This window comes from Mesorhizobium sp. W016, from assembly GCF_054719485.1.
In genome coordinates, this window is the sequence record NZ_JBTTIF010000002.1 from 4,893,064 (window position 1) to 4,913,620 (window position 20,557).

Sequence of the window (20,557 nt, forward strand, 5' to 3'; positions counted from 1 at the left end):
GAGCTTCTTTCTTCCCGTCACTATACGGGGAGGTGAGGAGCGGTCCGCGAAGCGGACGAAAAGCCAATTGCTTGGCTTTTCGAGTGACGAACGCCCGGCAGGGCAATGAGCGGCGGCGCCGACAGTTCGAAACTGTTCCGCGCGCAGGCGCCCTATGCCACAAACTGCCGCGCGAGGACCAGCACCACCGCCCCGGCCAGAAACATCGCCATCAGGCCGCCGCGCAGCGAGACCACAGCGGCGACGACCAGCGCCGCCCATTCCGCCGGTCCGGCACTGAGTGCGGCGGGCGCCACCAGCGTCGTCAGCACCGCCGCCGGCACGGCGTTCAAGCCAGCCTCGACGCGTGGATGGATGTGGTCGAAGCGCGAGATCACCAGATGGCCGCCGACGCGGGTGAGATAGGTGGCGAGCGCGCCGGCAATGATGATCCACAAAGTCGCGCTCATCGTTTTGCCTCCACACCGCTATGGTGCGGCGGCAGGATGACGGCCAGAAGCACGCCTGCAACGGCGCCGATGGAGACGTGCCATGGCGATCCCACAGTTTTGTAGGCAATGATCGACGCCGCGGCGCTGGCGATCACCACCGGCAGCCACAGTGGCCGGTTGCGAAAGCCCATGACCAGCCCGAGGAAATAGATCGGCAGCAGGAAATCGATGCCGAGCGCATGCGTGTCGGGGATCAGCTTGCCGAAAACCGCGCCCAGCGCGCTTTCGATCCCCCAGAACACATACACCGGCAGGCCAAGGCCCATATACCAGGCAAAGCCAACGGTCTCGCCGGCTTCGGCCTTGCGCTCCGCCACCGCGAACTGCGGATCGGTGAGCACGAAATAGCCCAGCGCTTGGCTGATAACCGGCCAGTGCGCGATTCGCCGGCCGATGCTGGCGGAGTAAAGCACGTGACGGAAGTTTACCGCGAAGATCGACAGCACGATCAGCCATGGCGCGACATGCTGGCCGAACAATTCGATGCCGACCATCTGGCTGGCGCCGCCGAAGATCAGCGCGCTCATCAAGAAAGCTTCGAGAACGGAAAAGCCGTTGTCAACGGCGATGGCGCCGAACAGCAGCCCAAATGGCGCCGCGGCGACAACCACCGGCATCGACAGCCGCACGCCGTCCCAGAAGTCGCTGGCCACGGAATTTTCGCTTAAGGTCTCTGCCGACATGTCACATTCCCATCTCGCGCTGCTATGTAGGAGCCGGCGTTTGAAAAGTCAGACGAATTCGCTTGAGCCAACAAATCAGCGAAACTGATGTTGTAAAAACAGGTAAGGGGTTCGGATGATCGCTTATGATTTCACCGGCAGGCACGCAGTCGTCACCGGCGCCGGTGGCGGCATGGGCGAGGCGATCTCGCTGGCGCTGCTCGAGGCCGGCGCCTCGGTCACCGCCATCGACGTCAAGCCGCGTCCGGCGTCGCTTGCCGCCTATGACGACCGGCTCACCTTTGCCCAGGGCGACCTTACCGACGCCGCCTTTGTCGAGCAGACCATCAATGCCGCGGGCCGCAAGCGCGGCGGCATCGATTATCTCGCCAATGTCGCAGGCGTGCTCTGGTTCGGTCGCGACAAATCGGCCCTCGAGATGGACCTCGATGTCTGGGACCAGGTCTTCAACATCAATCTGAAATCCTTCGTCCACACCGCGCGGGCGGTGGTTCCCCATATGCGGGCCGGCGGACGCGGCGGCGCCATGGTGCACTTCTCCACCATCCAGTGGTATCGCGGCGATCCGACCCCGCAGGATGCCTACCAGGCATCGAAGGCCGGCGTCTGTGCGCTGTCGAAGTCGCTCGCCATGCAGTTGGCGGGCGATGGCATCCGCTCCAATTCGATCTGCCCGGGCATGGCGTTGACGCCGCTGCAGGCGCGCTGGGACACCGAGGAGAAACGCGCGGCCGTTGCCAATTATGCGCCGCTCGGCCGCATCGGCACGCCGCAGGACATGGCCAATGCCGCGCTATTCCTGCTTTCCGATGCGGCAAGCTACATCACCGGCATCGAACTGGCAGTCGACGGTGGTCTTTTGATGCGGATGTAGCCGTGCAGTGCGCCGGGCTGATTTAGCTCCGCGGTGCCGTGCCCTGGATCGCCCTGCCCCAGTCAAGCAGCGGCTTGGCGCGCAAGGCGAAATCGACAAGCTCGTCGACCAGCGTCGGCGCGTGAATTCCAGCCGGATCGATCATGTGCTGGACATAGAAGTGCCGGTTGCGGATGGCGTCGACAAGATCGGGTTCGTTGACCTGCTCGAAGCCACGCGGCGTGCGCTTCATGCGGCCCTCGGTTTCAAGTTCGAAGCCGTTTTTCTTCAGCGTTGAGAGCAGTTTTCGGAACTCGGCCGGCCGGGCGACGATCGCCTTGCGCATCGCCAGCAGCAGGGACGGCTCCGGATTCCACCAGGCGACATCGGCAAAGCAGCGGTCGATCCCGACATAGACGAAGAACACGCCCTGCTCCATCTTCGTGCCATCCGGCGACAGCATGGCCGACAAATGCTGGTTGTAGGGCCGCTTGTCCTTGGCGAAGCGCACGTCGCGGTTGATGCGAAACAGTGACTTCTTGCGGTCTCCGCGCAAGCCCAGACCCGCCGCCGCGAAGCGCTCGGTCAGCGTCTCGACCAGATCGCAGAACGGCTCATGCAACTCGCTGTCGTAAAGCGCGCGGTTTTCCTGGAACCATTCGCGGCTCTGGTGGAAGTCGAGCGCCTTGAGGAACGGTAGGGCCTTTTGCCCGAACCCTTTGAACGAACCGGCCATCACGCCTTGCCGACCCGTTGCAGCCAGGTGTCCTCGTCGATGACTTCGACGCCGAGTTCGCTGGCCTGCTTCAGTTTGGAGCCTGCGCCCGGCCCGGCCACCAGCAGATCGGTCTTCGCCGACACCGAACCCGCCACCTTGGCGCCGAGCCGTTCGGCCATCGCCTTGGCTTCGGAGCGTGTCATCTTTTCCAGCGTGCCGGTGAAGACGATGGTCTTGCCGGCAACCTCGCTGTCGGCCGACACGGTGACGACATACGGCTTCGGCTTGACCTGTTCGAGCAGTCTGTCGAGCTCGTCGTCATTGCGTTCATTGCCGAAGAAATCGCGCAACGCATCGATCACCGTGTCGCCAATGCCGTTGATGGAGGGGAAGACGCTGTGCGGATCCTCAGCCGCCGCCGTTTCCTTGCCGACGCGGATCAGCTGCTCGATGGTCGAAAACGTCCGGGCAAGCACGGCCGCCGTCGTTTCGCCGATATGGCGGATGCCGAGTGCGAAGATGAAGCGGTCGAGCTCCGGCTCGCGGCGCGAATCGATGGCCGCGAACAGCTTGTCGAGGCCTTCATAATTGCGGTCCTCGACACCGCGCACATTCTTGCGCGCCTTGCCCGATGCCGCCTCGCGCTGCCTGGCCTGCTCCTCGCGCCGCTCGGCCAGCGCCCTGGTGACGGCCGGGCGGCGATCCCTGAGGGTGAAGATATCGGCGGCGGTCTTGACCAGTCCCGAATTGAAGAACAGGTCGATATTCTCGGCGCCCAGCCCCTCGATGTCGAGCGCGCCGCGCGACACGAAATGACGCAGCCGCTCCACGGCCTGCGCGGCGCAGATCAGCTCGCCGGTGCAGCGCCGGCGCGAATCCTCCTTGCCGGTCTTCTCGTTGATTTCGCGCGTCGCCGGCGAGCCGCAGACCGGACAAATGTGCGGGAATTCGTAAGGCACCGCATCAGCCGGCCGCTTGTCGACGACGACGCTGACGATCTGCGGAATGACATCGCCCGCCCGTTGTATGACAACCGTGTCACCGATGCGGACATCGATGCCGTCGCGAATTGGCAAGCCGTTGCTGTCAAAACCCTTGATGTAGTCCTCATTGTGCAGCGTGACGTTTTCGACCACCACGCCGCCAACCGTGACCGGCGCCAGCCGCGCCACCGGCGCCAGCGTACCGGTACGACCGACCTGGATGTCGATCTTCTGCACCGTCGTCATCGCCTGTTCGGCCGGGAATTTGTGCGCAACGGCCCAGCGCGGCTCACCGGTGACAAAGCCCCAGCGACGCTGCAATTCCAGCTGGTCGACCTTGTAGACGACACCGTCGATGTCGTAGCCGAGCGACGAACGCAGCTCCTCGATCTTGTGGTAGTGCGCGATCAGCTCCTCGACCGACTTCGCCCGCACCATCAATGGGCTGACCTTGAACCCCCATTCGGCGAATTTCTGCACCGAATCATATTGGGTCGGCGCCGGATCCGCTGTCGTGTAGCCCCAGGCATAAGCAAAAAATTTAAGATTGCGGCTGGCGGTGACGGACGCATCCTTCTGTCGCAAGGAGCCCGCTGCCGTATTGCGCGGGTTGACATAGTCCTGGCCGCCCACCGCCGCCGAGCGGGCCTTCAGTGCCTCGAATTCCGCATAGGTCATGTAGACTTCGCCGCGGATCTCGATGGTCTCGGGCCAGCCCGATCCTTTGAGCTTGGCGGGGATGTCGGCGACGGTCCTGAGATTGGCGGTGATGTCCTCGCCGACAGCGCCGTCGCCGCGCGTAGCACCCTGCACGAACACGCCGCGTTCATAGCGCAGCGACGCCGACAGTCCGTCGATCTTCGGCTCGGCCGTAAACGCGATGTCGAGATCCTTGTCGCGGTCGAAGAAGCGCCGGCCACGCTCGATGAAATCGGTGACGTCCTCGTCTGTGTAGGCCTTGGCGAGGCTGAGCATCGGCACCGCATGGCGCACCTTGGCAAAGCCTTCCGCCGGCGCGGCGCCGACCCGCAGCGAGGGCGAATCCTCGCGTACCAGACCGGGAAACCGCTCCTCGATGGCAAGGTTGCGCCGCCGCAGCGCGTCATATTCCGCGTCCGTAATCGTCGGCGCGTCCTCGGCATGATAGCGCCTGTCATGACCGGCGATCTCCTCGGCCAGCCGCTGGAGCTCATCCGCGGCTTCGCTTTCGCTCAACGATTCGACTGGCTTTTCAGACATGCAGCGGTCCCTGGACAGTGGCGCGACACCATAAATCAGGATTTCGGAAAAAGCATTCCTGAACAGCGGGATGGAGCCATATCCTGACTCAGTCCGAAAGCCTTGCGACGACTACGCTGCAGCAATATTCTCGCGTAGCAGCCGTTCGGCGGCTGCGCGCGCCTCTTCGGTGATGGTGGCGCCGGCCAGCATGCGCGCGATCTCTTCCTGGCGCGCCGCCCGGTCCATTTCGGCGATGCCGGTGGCGACCTTGTCCGAGCCGCCGGATTTGGAGATCAGGAAATGCGTTGCCGCGCGTGCCGCCACTTGCGGAGCATGCGTGACCGACAGCACCTGCACGCGCTTCGACAGCCTGGCCAGCCTTTGGCCGATCGCATCGGCCACGGCGCCGCCGACGCCGGTGTCGATCTCGTCGAAGACCAATGTCGGCGCCGAGCCACGGTCGGCCAGCGCCACCTTGAGCGCCAGCAGGAAGCGCGACAGCTCGCCGCCGGAGGCGACCTTCATCATCGGCCCAGGCCTGGTGCCGGGATTGGTGCGCACCCAGAACTCGACCTGGTCGATGCCTTCTTCCATGCGGTTCTCGCCATCGCTGGCCAGTTCGACGATGAACTCGGCCCGTTCCAGCTTCAGCGCTGGCAGCTCGGCCATGACAGCCTTGGTCAGCCCGACCGCCGCGGCATGGCGAAGCGAGGACAGCTGGGCTGCGGAGATATCGTAGGCCTCGCGCGCCGCCGCGGCCTGCTTTTCCAGGACATGCAGGCGCCCCTCGCCGGCATCGAGATCGGCAAGGTCGGCCAACATGGTGTCGCGCAGTTGCGCCAGATCGTCGACAGCGACACTGTGCTTGCGTGAGGCCGCACGCAGCGAAAACAGCCGCTCCTCCGCCTTCTCCAGCCGCTGCGGGTCGTATTCGGTAGCGCGCAGTGCCGCCTCGACGCCCGATTGCGCTGCATCCAGCGACAGCATCGCCTCATCCAGCGACTTCACCACATCCTCGAGCAGGCCCGGCGCTTCGCTGGCCTTGCGCTGCAGGCGCCGGAGCAAACTGGCCAGTTGCGGCAGTGGCGAGGACGGGCCTGACAGCACATCCTGCGCATCGTGTATTTCCGAGGCGATCTTTTCGGCCCGCATCATCGTGGCGCGCAATTCGGCCAGTTGCGTCTCTTCGCCGGGCTGCGGATCGAGCTTTGCCAGTTCCGCCACCGAGGCCCTGAGATAATCGGCCTCGCGCGCCGCCGCCTCGACCTTGGCGCGGTGCCTGACGAACTCCTGCTCGGCGCCACGCCAGTAGCGCCACGCCTCGCCGGTCGCGCGGGCAGCGCCCAGATGGCCGCCAAAACTGTCCAGCAATTCGCGATGGGCGCCGGGATCGACCAGAGCCCGCTCGTCATGCTGGCCGTGGATCTCGACCAGCGCGTGGCCGATGTCGCGCATCAGGGTGACGCTGGACGGCTGGTCGTTGACGAAGACACGGGTGCGGCCATCCGCGGTCTGCAGCCGGCGCAGGATGATGTCGCCGTCATCCTCGATGGCGTTTTCGGCCAGCAGCGCGCGCACCGGGTGGTTGCGCGGCACATCGAAGACGGCAATGACCTGGCCCTGTGCCGCGCCGTGGCGCACCAGCGAGGCGTCGCCGCGCGCGCCAAGCGCCAGCGACAGCGCGTCGAGAAGGATGGATTTGCCGGCGCCGGTTTCACCGGTCAGCACGGAAAGGCCGGGCTGGAAGTCGATATCCAGCTTCTCGATCAGGACGATATCGCGGATCGACAGTCTGGAAAGCATCAGAACCCGGACCTCAAGCAATTCCGGGAAAAGTGCGTAGCGGTTTTCCGTCCGGAATTGCGTAGAACAAAAAGTTAGGACGGTTCAGCGCCTCAATCAAACCACTGAACCGCTGTGAAGCGGCATGCGACCGATGGAGTCGCAGCGCCGCACTATCTTTTTGTTTGAGCGTCGGATCAATCCGAAAAGCGCGTTCCGCCTCAGTCGATGCTCGGGCGTCAGGCGCCGGTGATCAGCTTGCCGGCCTTGGATATCCACGATCCGGCATTCTCGCGCGGCTCAAGCCCGTTGCTCTGCAACAGCTTGTAGGTATCCTTGTACCATTGGCTGTCGGGATAATTGGTGCCGAGCACAGCAGCGGCGGTTTGCGCTTCCGAGGTCAAGCCCATGGCGTAATAGCTTTCGGCCAGACGCGCCAGCGCCTCTTCGACATGGCGGGTGTTGGAATAGTTCTCGACAACGTTGCGGAAGCGCTTGACGGCAGCAATGTATTCGCGCCGCTCGAGATAATAGCGGCCGATCTGCATCTCTTTGCCGGCCAGCTGGTCGTTGGCGAAACGGATCTTTTCCTTGGCGTCGTCGACATATTCCGACGTCGGCCAGCGCGTCACCAGATCCTGCATCGTCTGCACGGTCTGGCGTGCTTCCTTCTGATCCTGGGTGACGTCCTTGATCTGCTTGTAGTAGCTCAGCCCGATAATATACTGGGCGTAAGCCGCGTCGTCGGTCGACGGATAGAGCGTGAGATAGCGCTTGGCCGAGCCGATCGCTTCGTCATAACGGCCGGCGCGATAGTCGGCGAAGGCGCCCATCACCATCGATTTGCGGGCGAATTCCGAATAGGGGTGCTGGCGGTCGACGGCGTCGAACTTCTTGCTCGCCTCATCCAGGCGGCCGGCATTGAGATTGGCAAGGCCTTGATTGTAAAGGACGTCGGCCGGTTCGGTCTGGTCGACATAGGTCGACAGGTCGACGTCTTTCTCGGACGACATGCAGGCCGAGAGGAAGAGCGATGGCACAACCACCGAAAGCGCCAGGAAAACAGCCCGATACGGCGCTTTCGATTGACCAACTCGCTTGAAGAACATGATTGGATTGCGCCCTTTCGGCGTTAGTTCAATGCCTTTCGCATGGCGTTCCCTCAAAACTGATCCCCACTTTTGAGCGACATGCGCCTAACAGACGGCAGCAGCCATAAACCATAACTGCCTTGCCCAGCAACGCTATGTCTAGCCAATCGCACATTTTTGTGGCGGCTTGGTGTTGCCCCGAATGCTACGCACTTTCACTGGCCGGTGATGCTTTCGTGCAACACCGGCCAGCGTTCAGAAAGCCAGAAAATCGTTAAGAATCAGATCACCCAGGGCGCAAAGACAGGGCCGGTGACGGCGCTCATCTCGGCGGTGCGGCCGCGCTCGCGGCGCGTGGTCTCGACGACCTCGAAGGCCGAACGGTCGGACAGAAGCCGCCGCAAAGCAGCCGCATTCATCCGGTGACCGCCGCGATAGGAGCGGAAGCAACCGATGAAACGGGCGCCGGCCAGCGCCAGATCGCCCATCGCGTCCATCGTCTTGTGGCGAGCGAACTCATTGGGGTAGCGCAGGCCGCCCATGTTGATCACCCGGTTGTCGTCGCCGATCACCAGCGAGTTCTCCAGCGAGGAGCCCAGCGCATAGCCGGCCGCCCACAGCCGCTCGACATCCTTCATGAAGCCGAAGGTGCGGGCGCGCGCGATATCCTGGCGAAAGATGTCGGGGTTGATGTCGGAGGCGAATAGCTGGCGGCCGATCGCCGGGCTTTCGAAATCGATCTCGACCTCGAAGCGCGTGCCGCTATAGGGCCTGAACTCGGCCCAGGACGCGCCATTCTCGATGCGGACGGGCTTGACCACCCTGATGTAGCGGCGCTTGACCGCCAGCGTCTCGATGCCGGCTTGGTCGATGGCTTCCACGAACGCCACCGCACTGCCATCGAGGATCGGAACCTCATGACCGTCGATCTCGATGACGATGTTGTCGATGCCGAGCCCGAAAAGCGTCGCCATCAGATGTTCGACGGTGGCGATATGCTCGCCTGCCGGATCGCCGAGCATGGTGCAGAGATCGGTCGCGCCGACTTCAGCAACCAGCGCGCGGAACTCGCGGCTCTCGCTTCCGTTCGAAAGGTGGAAGAGCACGCCGGTGTCGGCGTCCGCAGGGAGGAAATTGACGGTGACCGGTTTGCCGCTGTGAACGCCGGTACCGGTCAGCGTTGCACGCGATTTCAGTGTCGTCTGATAGTCTTGCAAGACAAACCCCATAGCCCAAACGCCTAAGTCCGCTTTAACCCAAAAGGCGCGGCTCTTTTTTATCGGCAGGCAGGGCCACTTCCCCGAATCCCAGCACACCGAAAGTGCTGCGGCAAAGATAATGGTCTGTCAGGGAGACTCCAAATCACGGTTTCTTACTCTGTGTAACCGCGACAGACCTTGAGCGTCACATCGTAACGCCTTGTTATTAAACCCCTTTAAACGTTAACAGGCAGACAATCTCTCGTCTGCCTGTTAACAAGTGTTACATACCGTTAACGGCTCAGTTGGCCTGGCGGCGCAGGAAAGCCGGTATCTCCAGCTGGTCGTCTTCCTGGGTCGACCTGGTCTGCGGCGTCAACCGGCCCTGATCGTCGAGCTGGCCGCGGCGCGGCGCGTAAAGCTGCGGATCCTGGCTGGCAAGGCGGCGCATTTCCGGCGCCGCCTGGCGCAGTTTCGGTTCGCGCGGCTGTGCCGGCTGCAACCGGGCCGGCTCTTCTTCGCGGCGCGTCAGTCCGTTGGTCAGCCGCTTGAGCAGCCCCATCGGCCCGCTGTTTTCATGGTCGGCCGGACGGCCCTTGGCTTCCACCTCGGCCCGCACCACCGGCGGAAAATCCTCCACCCGCGGCATGCGCTGCGGTGCGGCAGCCACCGGCTGCGGCATTTCCCGCAGCGGCGCCGGTTGCATCACCTGCTGCACGACAGGCTGCGGCTGGGCAGGCGGGGCCTGGAAGATCTTGCTCTGCGGGCGGAAATCTTCCGCCTGGGCCATCGGCGCCGGACGAGCCATTGCCGCCGCATTGGCCTCGGCAAGCTGGATCGCCTCGGCCACCGGATCGGCCGCGCGCTGCTCATAGGTCTGCTGCTGGACCGGTGCCGGACGGCCTTCCGCCCCCGAAGCCGCTGGGCGGCTGACCGGCTTCTGCTGCGGCGGCACGGCCCGGATCGAGATCGGCGCCGCGGCAATTTCAGCTGCCGATTTGTCGATGCCGGTGGCGACCACCGAGACGCGGATGACGCCTTCGAGTTCCTCGTCGAAGGTGGCGCCGAGGATGATGTTGGCGTCCTGATCGACTTCCTCGCGGATGCGGGTCGCGGCCTCGTCGACTTCGAACAGGGTCAGGTCGCGGCCGCCGGTGATCGAGATCAGCAGGCCCTTGGCGCCCCTCATCGAGGTCTCGTCGAGCAACGGATTGGCGATCGCCGCCTCGGCGGCGGCCATCGCGCGGCCCTCGCCCGAAGCTTCGCCGGTGCCCATCATCGCCTTGCCCATTTCGCGCATCACCGAACGCACGTCGGCGAAGTCGAGATTGATCAGACCTTCCTTGACCATCAGGTCGGTGATGCAGGCAACACCGGAGTAGAGCACCTGGTCGGCCATGGCGAAGGCGTCGGCAAAGGTGGTCTTGTCATTGGCCAGCCGGAACAGGTTCTGGTTGGGGATGACGATCAGGGTATCGACACATTTCTGCAGCTCCTCGATGCCGAGATCCGCCGTCTTCATGCGGCGCTGGCCTTCGAAATGGAACGGCTTGGTGACGACGCCGACGGTGAGGATACCCCGTTCGCGCGCCGCGCGGGCAACCACGGGAGCCGCACCGGTTCCGGTGCCGCCACCCATACCGGCGGTGACGAAGCACATATGGGTGTTGGAGAGATGATCGATGATCTCATCGATGCACTCTTCCGCCGCCGCACGGCCCACTTCAGGCTGCGAGCCGGCGCCGAGCCCCTCGGTGACATGCGCGCCGAGCTGGATCAGCCGCTCGGCCTTCGACATGGTCAGCGCCTGTGCATCGGTGTTGGCCACGACGAACTCGACACCGCGCAAGCCCGCGGTGATCATGTTGTTGACGGCATTGCCGCCGCCGCCGCCGACACCGAATACGGTGATCCGCGGCTTGAGCTCGGTGATGTCCGGCTTTTGCAGATTGATCGTCATTGTCTCCGTCCTTTGCCTTTCCCGCCGCTTCGCCGCCGCGGCCGCCTATGGGGCTGTCCCCGTCAATTAGAAACTGTCTCTCAACCACTGACTCATGCGATGCAGTTTTCCGCCCGTCCCGGTCATCCTGAGACCGGAAATTCCTTTCGCCGGATGGCTCTCGAAGCTCGCCATCTGCGGATAGATCAGCAGCCCGACCGCCGTCGAGAAAGCCGGCCCCTTGGCAGCTTCCGGCAGGCCCGCCACGCCGAGCGGGCGTCCGATGCGCACATTGCGTCCCAGAATGCGGCGCGCCGCCTCGGGGAGACCCGCAAGCTGGCTGGCGCCGCCGGTCAGCACGACGCGTTTTCCCACGGCATTGCCGTAGCCCGACTTGTTCAGCCGGTCGCGCAACAGTTCCAGCGTCTCGTCGATGCGGGCGCGGATGACGCGCGTCATCACCGAGCGCGGGATCTGCAGCGGCATCTCGCCGTCTTCGCCGATCGGCTGGATCGAGACCAGGTCGCGATCGTCGGCACTGCCAGGCAGCGCCGAACCATGCATCACCTTCAGCCGCTCCGCGGCGTCGAGCGAGGTCGACAGGCCCTTGGCCATATCGAGCGTCACATGATTGCCGCCGATGGCAATGGCATCGGCGTGGACGAATTTGCCTTCCGAAAACACCGAGATGGTCGTCGTGCCGCCGCCCATGTCGATGCAGGCCGCACCCATTTCCAGTTCGTCGTCGACCAGGGCCGCAAGCCCGCTGGCATAGGGCGTCGCCACCATGCGCTCGACCGAAAGATGCGAGCGGTTGATGCAGAGCTCCAGATTGCGCAGCGGCGCGGCATCGCCCGTCAGTACATGCATATCGACGCCGAGCTGGTCGCCGACCATGCCGCGCGGATCGCGCACGCCGCGCTCGGAGTCCAGCGAAAAGCCGACGGGCAGCGAATGGATCACGTCGCGTTCGGCCTTGAGCGCCTGCTTGGCGCCGGCGGCAAGCACGCGCTTGATGTCGGCTTCGTCGGCCTGATGGCCACCGAGATTGATCGTGGCCGAATAGGTTTCGCTCTTCAGCCGGCCCGCCGTCATATTGACGATCAGCGAATCCACCGTCAGTCCCGCCATGCGTTCGGCGGCGTCGACGGACAGGCGAATGGCGTGCTCCGCACGGTCGAGATCGACGACCACGCCCGACTTCACGCCTTGCGATTTCTGGTGGCCGATGCCGATTACCTGGATGCGGTGCGAGCGGCCGCGCAACAGCTTGCCGTCCTCGCGCGGCTTCAGTTTCGCCACCACGCAGCAAACCTTGCTCGAGCCGACATCCAGCACGGTGAGCGTGCCGGAACGCCGCGAAGAGGCATCGCTGTTGCCGCCAAGCCAGCTCATATCTTCGTCCCCGACTTGCGCTTCAGATTTTGCGGCTTTTCATTGAGCGCGGCCTGGCGCTGCGTCGCCGCTTCCGGCGTCAGCTGCACCACCAGGCGATCGGAGATGCGCATGTCGACGGCGGCGATGTCCCGCGTCAGAAGCCCGTTGTCGTGGTCCATCCGAACCAGGTCGGCAATCGCCTGATCCTCGCCATCCTCGGGCAGCTTGATCGTGATGCCGTTTTCCAGCTTCAGGTCCCAACGCCGTTCGCCGATGCGGATATAGCCTTTGACCCGAGCCGCGAGCTCGGGAAATTTCTTGATCTTGGCCACGAAGTCGGGCGCCTTGGCCGGTGCGCCGGTGCCGATGATCAGCGGCAGCAGCGCCTGCTTGCCGCCGGAGAACGGCGCGATCACCGCGCCGGAGCGTTCGATGACCGAAAGCTCCGCGCCCTGCTGCCAGAGCGCGAAGGGCTCGCGCTCCTCGACACGCACTTCCAGCGTATGTGGATAGACCTTGCGCACCGCCGCCACTTCGACCCAGGGCAAGGTATCAATACGTTCACGCGCGGCCTCGGCATCGAAGCCGATCAGTGACGTCCAGCCGTCGAGCTCGAGCCGGTCCAGTATGTCGATCTCCGAAGTCTGGCGGTTGCCGACCACCTTGATCTGGTCGACGGCAAAGCCGGTCCGGGCGGTGATGCTCTGGACGATGTCGTCGGCATGACCGCCGAGAATGGCGCCATAGAGGCTGCTTGATGCAATGAGCGAAGCCGACAGGATAGCCGCGGAAAAGCGCGGCGCGACGAAGTCGCCGCCGCCCAGGCGCGCCAGCACGCGCACCGGCCGGCGCAGCACGCGCGGCAGCACGAAATGGTCGAACGACAACGACATGCCGAACAGCGCCGGCCCGGCGCCGCCCCTGCCCTTGTCCTGTCCCCATTTCAACGCAGACACGAAGCGTCCTCCACCATCCAACTCAACAATTCGCCAAACGAGTGCCCGGCCTGGGCGGCGATTTCAGGCACCAAAGACGTCGGCGTCATGCCCGGCTGAGTGTTGATCTCGAGCCAGACAATCTCGCCGTTTTCGGAGTGACGGTCGTCATAGCGGAAGTCCGATCGGGAAACGCCCCGGCAGCCGATAGCCAGATGTGCCTTGAGTGCCAGTGTCTGTATTTTTTGGTAAATATTTGATGAAATTTTAGCAGGGATTTCGTGTTTTGATCCGCCGGCGACGTATTTTGAATCATAGTCGTAGAAGGAATGGCCGGTCGGAATGATCTCGCAGACGCCGAGCGCCACGTCGCCCATGACGGCGCAGGTCAGCTCGCGCCCATGGATGTAGCGCTCGACCATGACGGTCTCGCCATATTTCCATTCGGACGAGCCGATGACCTGCGGCGGATGCGACTGCCCTTCATGCACGATGACGACGCCGAAGCTTGAGCCTTCATTGACCGGCTTGACCACGTAGGGCGGCTTCATCGGATGCTTGTTCTGGATGGCAAAGCGGCTGGCAACCTTCGATTCCGCCACCGCGATGCCGGCAGCCTTGGCGACCTTCTTGGCTTGCTCCTTATTCATGGCGAGCGCCGAGGCGAGCACGCCCGAATGGGTGTAGGGAATGGCCAGATATTCGAGGATGCCCTGGATGGTGCCGTCTTCACCGAACGGGCCGTGCAGTGCGTTGAAGACGACATCGGGCTTGAGTTCGGTGAGCACGGCGCCGACATCGCGCGCAACATCGACGCGGGTAACCTGGTAGCCTTCATTCTCAAGCGCATCCGCACACGCCTTTCCCGAAGACAGAGACACGGGCCGCTCGGACGAGAATCCGCCCAGGAGGACAGCCACATGCTTGTTCTTCATATCCCGTCATCCCTCTCACGGCGGGCCCGCAACCACGCATTCAGCGACCAGATTGAGTCCGAGTCTCCCGGCAGGTTGCCCCCCCAGACGGAAAACGCGGTCGACGCGTCGAACGACTCAAATCAGGAAACGCTTTAAGGCAGAGAATCAGAGAGTTGATTCGCTGGCAAGTGCTTATGATTCCGACAGATTCACTTTCCGCGAAAACGGCCGGAAAAAGCGTGTTGTGAGTCTTTGGAGCAACGGTGGCGCTGTTGTTTCAGACCGTTTGAAGTTCAAGCATCACATGAACTTCAGCTTGCGCTAAAGAAGCTGTCCAAGGAATTCCTGCACGGCATGGCCGGGGCGGAAATTGCCGAGCCGCTTGATTTCCCACTGCAGGCGGATGCCTGAATTTTCAAGCACGCGGGCGCGCACCGTCTCGCCGAGATATTCGAGGTCGTATCCGGTCGCTGTTCCGGTGTTGATCATGAAGTTGCAGTGCATCGGCGACATCTGCGCGCCGCCGATCATCAGCCCGCGGCAGCCGGCCTTGTCGATTTCCTTCCAGGCCGAGGTGCCTTCCGGATTCTTGAAGGTCGAGCCGCCGGTCTTCTCGCGGATCGGCTGCACCGTCTCGCGATGCGTCTGGACGGCGTCCATAGCCGCCTTGATCGCCTCCTGGTCTTCCAGAACACCTTCGAAAACGGCGGAGGTGAAGATCAGCCCGGCAGGTGCGGCCGAGTGACGATAGGCATAGCCCATGTCTTCATTGCTGAGGGTGTGGAGATTGCCCTTGCGGTCGAGCGCCTGAACCTCGACGACACGTTCCCGCGTCTCGACGCCATTGGCGCCGGCATTCATCCTCAGCGCCCCGCCGATGGCGCCGGGAATGCCGTGATAGAAATGAAAGCCGCCAATACCGGCCTCATAAGCGACGGCTGCGACGCGCTTGTCGGGCGTCGCAGCACCGGCCTTGATGACGGTCGGCGAAACCACCTCGGCCTCGCCAAAGCCCTTGGCCGAAAGCCGGATGACGAAACCTGGAATGCCGCCGTCGCGCACCAGGAGGTTGGAGCCGACACCGACGATGGTGAGCGGGATGTCCTCCGGCACGGCGCGCAGGAAGGCAGCCAGATCCTCCTCGTCGGCCGGCTGGAACAGGGCGTCCGCCAGACCGCCGGCGCGGAACCAGGTGATCTTGTCCATCTCGGCATTGGGCGTGATGCGGCCGCGCAGGCCGGCAAGCCGGTCGCCAAGTTTGTCGAGCAGGTCCTGGCCGCGCATCATGAGACGGTACCGCCGAGTTCCCCAGGCAGCGCATAGGCCCATTGGGTGATGTTGCCGGCGCCCAGGAAGATGACGAAGTCGCCCGGTTTCGCCAACGCGCGGATGACGGGCGAAATCGCGGCAGGGGTTTCGACGTAGCGCGCATCGCGATGGCCCCCGGAGCGGATGCGCGACACCAGCGCCTCCGAGGTCACGCCGTCGATCGGCTCCTCGCCCGCCGCATAGACCGGCGCCACCATCACCGTGTCGGCATCGTTGAAACAGACCGAAAATTCGTCGAACAGATCGTGCAGCCGGGTGAAGCGGTGCGGCTGCGCAATGGCGATGACGCGGCCCTTGGTGGCGCTGCGCGCCGCTTTCAACACCGCCGTGATCTCGACCGGGTGGTGGCCGTAATCGTCGAAGATGTCGACGCCGTTCCACGAGCCGGTGTGGGTGAAGCGCCGCTTGACGCCGGCAAAGGACGACAGCCCCTTCTTGATGGCTTCGGCCGACAGGCCGAGTTCATGCGCGACCGCAATTGCGGCGGTGGCGTTGGAGACGTTGTGGCGGCCGGGCATCGGCAGCCGCAGATCCGATATCGTCGTCTGGCCGCCGGTCTTGCGGTCGCGGATCACCACGTCGAATGCCGAGACGGCACCGGCCATGCGGTGGTTGGTGAAACGCACATCGGCCTGCGCGTTCTCGCCATAGGTGATGACGCGGCGGTCCTCGATGCGGCTGACCAGCGCCTGTACTTCCGGATGGTCGGTGCACATCACGCCAAAACCGTAGAACGGCACGTTCTCGACGAATTGCCGGAAGGCCTCGCGCACCTTGTCGAAACTGCCATAATGGTCCAGATGCTCGGGATCGATGTTTGTGACGACGGCGATCTCGGCCGGCAGCTTGAGGAAGGTGCCGTCGCTTTCGTCGGCTTCGACCACCATCCACTCGCCATCGCCCATACGGGCATTGGTGCCATAGGCATTGATGATGCCGCCATTGATCACCGTCGGGTCGAGCCCGCCGGCATCGAGCAGCGTCGCCACCATCGACGTGGTTGTTGTCTTGCCATGCGTGCCACCGATCGCAACCGCCTGGCGGAAGCGCATCAGTTCGGCCAGCATTTCGGCGCGGCGGACAATTGGGAGCAACTTCTCCCGCGCGGCCTTCAGCTCGGGATTGGATTTCTTGATCGCGGTGGAGACGACCACCACTTCGGCCGCGCCGATATTCTCGGCCTTGTGGCCGACAAAGCATTCGATGCCCTTGTCGCGCAGCCGCTGGACATTGGCGCTGTCGGCCTGGTCCGAACCCTGCACCTTGTAGCCGAGATTGTGCAGAACCTCGGCGATGCCGCTCATGCCGATGCCGCCAATGCCGACGAAATGCACAAGGCCGATGGTTTGCGGCATCTTCATCAATGCGTCCCTTTCCTGAAATCCGAAACGGTTTTTCTGGACGCAATAGCCTCTGTGAGATCAGCGAGCAACCGTGCCGCGTTCGGCCGGCCAGCCGACTTCGCTCCGGCAGCCATGGCCGTCAGCCGCTCGGGAGTGTCCATCAGCCCGCCAATGAGAGCCGCGATGCGCTCCGGCGACAGTGACGATTGCGGATGCACCTCGCCGCCGCCCGCCGCGGCAAGGGCGGCTGCGTTCGCCGCCTGATCGTGATCCAGCGCATAGGGATAAGGCACCAGCAGCGCCGGCCGGCCGATGACGGCGATCTCCGAAACCGTCGAGGCGCCGGAGCGCGAGATCACCAGATGCGCCGCGCCCATGCGCTGTGCCATATCGGTGAAGAAGGGCGAGACCTCGACATGGACGCCGAGTGCCGCATAGCCGGCCTTCACCCGCGCCACGTCGTCGGCGCGGGCCTGCTGGGTGATCACCAGCCGCTTGCGCTGCGCCTCCGGCAGAAGTGCGATCGCCGCCGGCATGGCATCGGAAAAGAACTGCGCGCCCTGGCTGCCGCCGAACACCAGGAGCCTGAACGGATCCGCCCCTTGGGATGCCTTATAGGGCGTCTTTGCCGCCTCCAGGATTGGCGGCCTGACCGGATTGCCTGTCGTCACCGTCTTGGCGCCTGTGGCACTTTCATCTTGCGGCAGGAAGCCGCCGGCGATGGCATCGACGCGCCCGGACAGCGCCCGGTTGGCGCGGCCCATCACTGCGTTCTGCTCATGGATCAGCGTCGGCAGCTTGCGCCGCGTCGCGGCATAGAGCGGTGGCAAGGTCGGATAACCGCCAAAGCCGACGACCGCATCAGGCTTGATCCTGGCGATGACGGCGGAGGCTTGGCGCACGCCGCGCCAGATCTTCCAGAACGCGCCAAGCAGCGCGACAGGGTTTTTCGAGCCCATCGTCGCCGACTGGATCGGATGGATGGCGGCGGCCGGGAAATGGCCGGCAAAGCGCTCGGCGCGGTCGTCCGTCGCCAGATGCACGCCCCAGCCGCGCTCGATCAGCTCATGCGCCAGCGCCTCGGCCGGAAACAGATGTCCACCGGTTCCGCCAGCCGCGAGAAGGATCACACCCCGCGCCATATCACTCCGCCGGCAGGGCGCGCTGCGACAGGGCAAAGCCCATCTGCTTGCGCTTTTCCGGTCGCTTGCGGGTCAGCGCCAGCACCATGCCCATCGAGATGGCAATGGCGATCTGCGAGGAGCCGCCATAGGAGATGAAAGGCAGCGTCATGCCCTTGGCCGGCATCAGCTGCAGGTTGACGCACATGTTGATGACCGACTGCAGGCCGAACACGGTGACGAGACCGCCGACGGCGTAGCGGGTGAAATCATCATGTTCCTTCAATGCCGTGCTCAAGCCGCGCAGCACGATGAAGGCGAAGATCGACATGATGAAGAAGCACATGATCAGCCCGAACTCTTCGCCGGCGACCGAAAACACGAAATCGGCATGCGCGTCGGGAATGACCCGCTTGACCGTGCCCTCGCCCGGGCCGACGCCGAACCAGTGGCCGTTGATCAGCGCCTCGCGGCCCATGTCGACCTGGAACGTGTCGCCTTCGCCGGTCAGGAATTTGTCGATGCGGGCGGCGACGTGCGGGAACACCGTATAGGCGGCAAACAGGCCGCCGGCGCCGGTGGCGCCAAGCGCGATGATCCATAGCCATGGCAGGCCGGCCATGAAGAACATGACGCCCCAAGTGCCGGTCACCAGCATGGTCTGGCCGAGATCGGGCTGCGCCACCAGAAGCGAGATGACCAGGATCAGCAGCAGCATGGCAAACAAATTGCCGGGGATGTCGGGCTGGCGCTTGTGTTCGGCGAACAGCCAGGCGCAGACGATGACGAAGGCGGGTTTCAGAAATTCCGACGGCTGGATCGACATGCCGACAAACGACACCCAGCGCCGCGCGCCCTTCACCTCGACGCCGATGTAGAGCACGGCCACCATCAGCACCAGCATGATGCCCAGGATGATCAGCGCCATGCGCCGGATCTGCCGCGATTCCAGGAAGGAGACCGCCAGCATCACGCCGAGCGCCGGCACGGTGAAGATGATCTGCCTGGTGGCAAAGTGGAAACTATCGAGGCCGATGCGTTCGGCCACCGCCGGGCTTGCCGCAAAGGACAAGACGATGCCAAGCCCCATTAGCGACAGGAACGCCGCCAGGAACCAGCGATCGATCGTCCACCACCAGGTTGCAACCGGGCTTTTGTCGAGACGGCTTTGCATTATCGTGCCCCTCCGATGGGTTTGACACCCTCGATAGCATTCGCAGCTTGCCTGAAGGCTTCGCCGCGAACTTCGAAATTCTTGAACTGGTCGAAACTGGCGCAGGCCGGCGACAGCAGCACCACCACCTCGCCGTTGTCATCCTTGGCCGAGTCTTTCGCGGCATGGTCGACCGCGGCGGCCAGGGTGCCCGAGATTTCATAGGGCACGGCTTCGCCGAGCGTCGCCGAGAACGCGGGCGCCGCCTCGCCGATCAGATAGGCCTTGGCGATGCGTGGGAAAAAACCGCGCAGCGGCTCGATGCCGCCTTCCTTGGGCAGTCCGCCGGCGATCCAGTAAATGCGCGAAAAACTCGACAGCGCGGGTGCCGCCGCATCGGCATTGGTCGCCTTGGAATCGTTGACAAACAGCACGTGGTCCTTGCGTCCGACCTGCTCCATGCGATGCGCGAGGCCTGGAAAGCTCTCCAGTCCCGCCTGGATCTCGCCCAGGCTCAAGCCGACCCTGAGGCAGGCGGCAACAGCGGCAAGCGCGTTCTGCGCATTGTGCTGGCCGCGCAACGAACCGATGCCTTCGAGGAAGGCGACGCGGCTGTAGCGGCCATGGACGGCTTCCATCAGATCGGAACCGTCTGCGAAATAACCGTCGGTCAGCGGCAGCCGCTTGGAGATGCGGATCACCTCCCGGCCCGCCCTCTCCAGCCGGTCAGCGATCTGCGCGCACCAGGAATCGTCAACGCCGACGATCGCCGTCTCGCTGCCGGCAACCAGCCGCTCCTTGATCGAAGCGTAATGCTGCATGGTGCCGTGGCGGTCGAGATGGTCGGGCGTCAGGTTGAGCAGGATGCCGGCCGTCGGGTTGATCGAGGGCGCGAGATCGATCTGGTAGGACGAACACTCGACGACATAGTCCCGGTCAGCCTGCGGTGGATCGAGCGTCATGATGGCCCGGCCGATATTGCCGCCCATCTGCGTGTCGCGCCCTGCCGATTTGAGGATATGCGCGGTCAGCGCCGTGGTCGTCGACTTGCCGTTGGTGCCGGTGATAGCGATGAACGGCGCATCAGGCGCGCGCGCAATCCGCTCGCGGCAGAACAATTCGATATCGCCGATCACCTCGACGCCGGAGCCACGCGCCAACTCCACCGTCCAGTGCGGCTTGGGATGCGTCAGCGGCACGCCGGGCGAGAGCACGAAGGCCGAGAATTTCGACCAGTCGGCGCCGCGCAGATCGGCGGTCGCAATGCCTTGGTCAGCAGCCTTGGCGACGCTATCGGGATTGTCGTCCCAGGCAAGCACGTCGGCGCCGCCCTCGATCAGCGCGCGCGCCGTGGCGATCCCCGAGCCACCGAGCCCGAAGAGCGAAACGCGTTTGCCCGAAAAGGATGCGGCGGGGATCAAG

At 63.9% G+C, this 20,557-nt stretch carries 17 protein-coding genes; 1 reads left to right on the forward strand and 16 read right to left on the reverse strand.

What is annotated here, in order from left to right:
* Positions 1 to 152: 152 nt before the first annotated feature.
* Positions 153 to 449, reverse strand: a complete 297-nt coding sequence (locus ACYG9V_RS24265) for an AzlD family protein (protein WP_352765087.1) — start codon at positions 447 to 449, stop codon at positions 153 to 155.
* Entirely contained in the window at positions 446 to 1,174 is a 729-nt protein-coding gene (locus ACYG9V_RS24270) for an AzlC family ABC transporter permease (RefSeq protein WP_023668289.1), read from the reverse strand. Before ACYG9V_RS24270 ends, ACYG9V_RS24265 begins: the two co-directional genes overlap by 4 nt.
* 115 nt (positions 1,175 to 1,289) lie before the next feature.
* Between ACYG9V_RS24270 and ACYG9V_RS24275 the strand changes: the two genes are divergently transcribed.
* On the forward strand, positions 1,290 to 2,048 hold the full coding sequence (locus ACYG9V_RS24275; RefSeq protein ID WP_023688040.1) for an SDR family NAD(P)-dependent oxidoreductase: 759 nt from the start codon (positions 1,290 to 1,292) through the stop codon (positions 2,046 to 2,048).
* 22 nt (positions 2,049 to 2,070) lie between these two features.
* On the opposite strand, the gene ACYG9V_RS24280 is transcribed toward ACYG9V_RS24275, so the two are convergent.
* The 14 genes from ACYG9V_RS24280 to murD all read right to left on the reverse strand — a co-directional run bounded on the left by ACYG9V_RS24280 (position 2,071) and on the right by murD (position 20,556).
* Positions 2,071 to 2,763 carry a DUF2461 domain-containing protein gene (locus ACYG9V_RS24280; protein ID WP_023688039.1) on the reverse strand — a complete coding sequence of 231 codons (693 nt, stop codon included), beginning with the start codon at positions 2,761 to 2,763 and terminating at the stop codon, positions 2,071 to 2,073.
* Positions 2,763 to 4,967 (reverse strand): NAD-dependent DNA ligase LigA, encoded by a 2,205-nt coding sequence (gene ligA, locus ACYG9V_RS24285; protein ID WP_352765085.1) that lies wholly within the window; start codon positions 4,965 to 4,967, stop codon positions 2,763 to 2,765. Before ligA ends, ACYG9V_RS24280 begins: the two co-directional genes overlap by 1 nt.
* 111 nt (positions 4,968 to 5,078) lie before the next feature.
* Positions 5,079 to 6,752, reverse strand: coding sequence for a DNA repair protein RecN (gene recN, locus ACYG9V_RS24290; protein WP_023697015.1), 1,674 nt, complete (start codon positions 6,750 to 6,752; stop codon positions 5,079 to 5,081).
* Positions 6,753 to 6,970: 218 nt separating this feature from the next.
* Entirely contained in the window at positions 6,971 to 7,840 is an 870-nt protein-coding gene (locus tag ACYG9V_RS24295) for an outer membrane protein assembly factor BamD (protein ID WP_023668284.1), read from the reverse strand.
* A 263-nt stretch (positions 7,841 to 8,103) separates the two neighbouring features.
* The gene (gene lpxC, locus ACYG9V_RS24300) at positions 8,104 to 9,051 is read right to left on the reverse strand and encodes a UDP-3-O-acyl-N-acetylglucosamine deacetylase (protein WP_023668283.1); all 948 of its coding nucleotides are present in this window, start codon (positions 9,049 to 9,051) and stop codon (positions 8,104 to 8,106) included.
* 271 nt (positions 9,052 to 9,322) lie between these two features.
* A complete protein-coding gene (gene ftsZ / locus ACYG9V_RS24305) occupies positions 9,323 to 10,981 on the reverse strand; it encodes a cell division protein FtsZ (protein ID WP_023744605.1) in 1,659 nt (552 codons plus the stop codon).
* Positions 10,982 to 11,047: 66 nt separating this feature from the next.
* On the reverse strand, positions 11,048 to 12,355 hold the full coding sequence (gene ftsA, locus ACYG9V_RS24310; RefSeq protein ID WP_023682133.1) for a cell division protein FtsA: 1,308 nt from the start codon (positions 12,353 to 12,355) through the stop codon (positions 11,048 to 11,050).
* Positions 12,352 to 13,293, reverse strand: a complete 942-nt coding sequence (locus ACYG9V_RS24315; protein WP_352626747.1) for a cell division protein FtsQ/DivIB — start codon at positions 13,291 to 13,293, stop codon at positions 12,352 to 12,354. Before ACYG9V_RS24315 ends, ftsA begins: the two co-directional genes overlap by 4 nt.
* Positions 13,281 to 14,207 (reverse strand): D-alanine--D-alanine ligase, encoded by a 927-nt coding sequence (locus tag ACYG9V_RS24320; RefSeq protein WP_023668279.1) that lies wholly within the window; start codon positions 14,205 to 14,207, stop codon positions 13,281 to 13,283. The genes ACYG9V_RS24315 and ACYG9V_RS24320 overlap by 13 nt, the downstream gene beginning before the upstream one ends.
* Before the next feature lie 303 nt (positions 14,208 to 14,510).
* Positions 14,511 to 15,476, reverse strand: coding sequence for a UDP-N-acetylmuramate dehydrogenase (murB, locus tag ACYG9V_RS24325; RefSeq protein ID WP_352626748.1), 966 nt, complete (start codon positions 15,474 to 15,476; stop codon positions 14,511 to 14,513).
* On the reverse strand, positions 15,473 to 16,879 hold the full coding sequence (gene murC, locus ACYG9V_RS24330) for a UDP-N-acetylmuramate--L-alanine ligase (protein ID WP_352765082.1): 1,407 nt from the start codon (positions 16,877 to 16,879) through the stop codon (positions 15,473 to 15,475). Before murC ends, murB begins: the two co-directional genes overlap by 4 nt.
* Positions 16,879 to 18,003 carry an undecaprenyldiphospho-muramoylpentapeptide beta-N-acetylglucosaminyltransferase gene (gene murG / locus ACYG9V_RS24335; RefSeq protein WP_023733072.1) on the reverse strand — a complete coding sequence of 375 codons (1,125 nt, stop codon included), beginning with the start codon at positions 18,001 to 18,003 and terminating at the stop codon, positions 16,879 to 16,881. Before murG ends, murC begins: the two co-directional genes overlap by 1 nt.
* Position 18,004: 1 nt before the next feature.
* A complete protein-coding gene (gene ftsW / locus ACYG9V_RS24340; RefSeq protein WP_023668275.1) occupies positions 18,005 to 19,156 on the reverse strand; it encodes a putative lipid II flippase FtsW in 1,152 nt (383 codons plus the stop codon).
* Positions 19,156 to 20,556, reverse strand: a complete 1,401-nt coding sequence (murD, locus tag ACYG9V_RS24345; protein WP_023712435.1) for a UDP-N-acetylmuramoyl-L-alanine--D-glutamate ligase — start codon at positions 20,554 to 20,556, stop codon at positions 19,156 to 19,158. The genes ftsW and murD overlap by 1 nt, the downstream gene beginning before the upstream one ends.
* Between the last annotated feature and the right edge of the window lies 1 nt (position 20,557).

What these genes read in the sequence shown, in the direction of transcription:
- ACYG9V_RS24320 (WP_023668279.1), bottom strand. Translation starts at nt 14,207, where the DNA reads ATGAAGAACAAGCATGTGGCTGTCCTCCTGGGCGGATTCTCGTCCGAG.
- ftsZ (WP_023744605.1), bottom strand. Translation starts at nt 10,981, where the DNA reads ATGACGATCAATCTGCAAAAGCCGGACATCACCGAGCTCAAGCCGCGG.
- murG (WP_023733072.1), bottom strand. Translation starts at nt 18,003, where the DNA reads ATGGCGCGGGGTGTGATCCTTCTCGCGGCTGGCGGAACCGGTGGACAT.
- murB (WP_352626748.1), bottom strand. Translation starts at nt 15,476, where the DNA reads ATGATGCGCGGCCAGGACCTGCTCGACAAACTTGGCGACCGGCTTGCC.
- ACYG9V_RS24275 (WP_023688040.1), top strand. Translation starts at nt 1,290, where the DNA reads ATGATCGCTTATGATTTCACCGGCAGGCACGCAGTCGTCACCGGCGCC.
- lpxC (WP_023668283.1), bottom strand. Translation starts at nt 9,051, where the DNA reads ATGGGGTTTGTCTTGCAAGACTATCAGACGACACTGAAATCGCGTGCA.
- ACYG9V_RS24265 (WP_352765087.1), bottom strand. Translation starts at nt 449, where the DNA reads ATGAGCGCGACTTTGTGGATCATCATTGCCGGCGCGCTCGCCACCTAT.
- ligA (WP_352765085.1), bottom strand. Translation starts at nt 4,967, where the DNA reads ATGTCTGAAAAGCCAGTCGAATCGTTGAGCGAAAGCGAAGCCGCGGAT.
- ACYG9V_RS24295 (WP_023668284.1), bottom strand. Translation starts at nt 7,840, where the DNA reads ATGTTCTTCAAGCGAGTTGGTCAATCGAAAGCGCCGTATCGGGCTGTT.
- ftsW (WP_023668275.1), bottom strand. Translation starts at nt 19,156, where the DNA reads ATGCAAAGCCGTCTCGACAAAAGCCCGGTTGCAACCTGGTGGTGGACG.
- ftsA (WP_023682133.1), bottom strand. Translation starts at nt 12,355, where the DNA reads ATGAGCTGGCTTGGCGGCAACAGCGATGCCTCTTCGCGGCGTTCCGGC.
- recN (WP_023697015.1), bottom strand. Translation starts at nt 6,752, where the DNA reads ATGCTTTCCAGACTGTCGATCCGCGATATCGTCCTGATCGAGAAGCTG.
- ACYG9V_RS24280 (WP_023688039.1), bottom strand. Translation starts at nt 2,763, where the DNA reads ATGGCCGGTTCGTTCAAAGGGTTCGGGCAAAAGGCCCTACCGTTCCTC.
- ACYG9V_RS24270 (WP_023668289.1), bottom strand. Translation starts at nt 1,174, where the DNA reads ATGTCGGCAGAGACCTTAAGCGAAAATTCCGTGGCCAGCGACTTCTGG.
- murC (WP_352765082.1), bottom strand. Translation starts at nt 16,879, where the DNA reads ATGAAGATGCCGCAAACCATCGGCCTTGTGCATTTCGTCGGCATTGGC.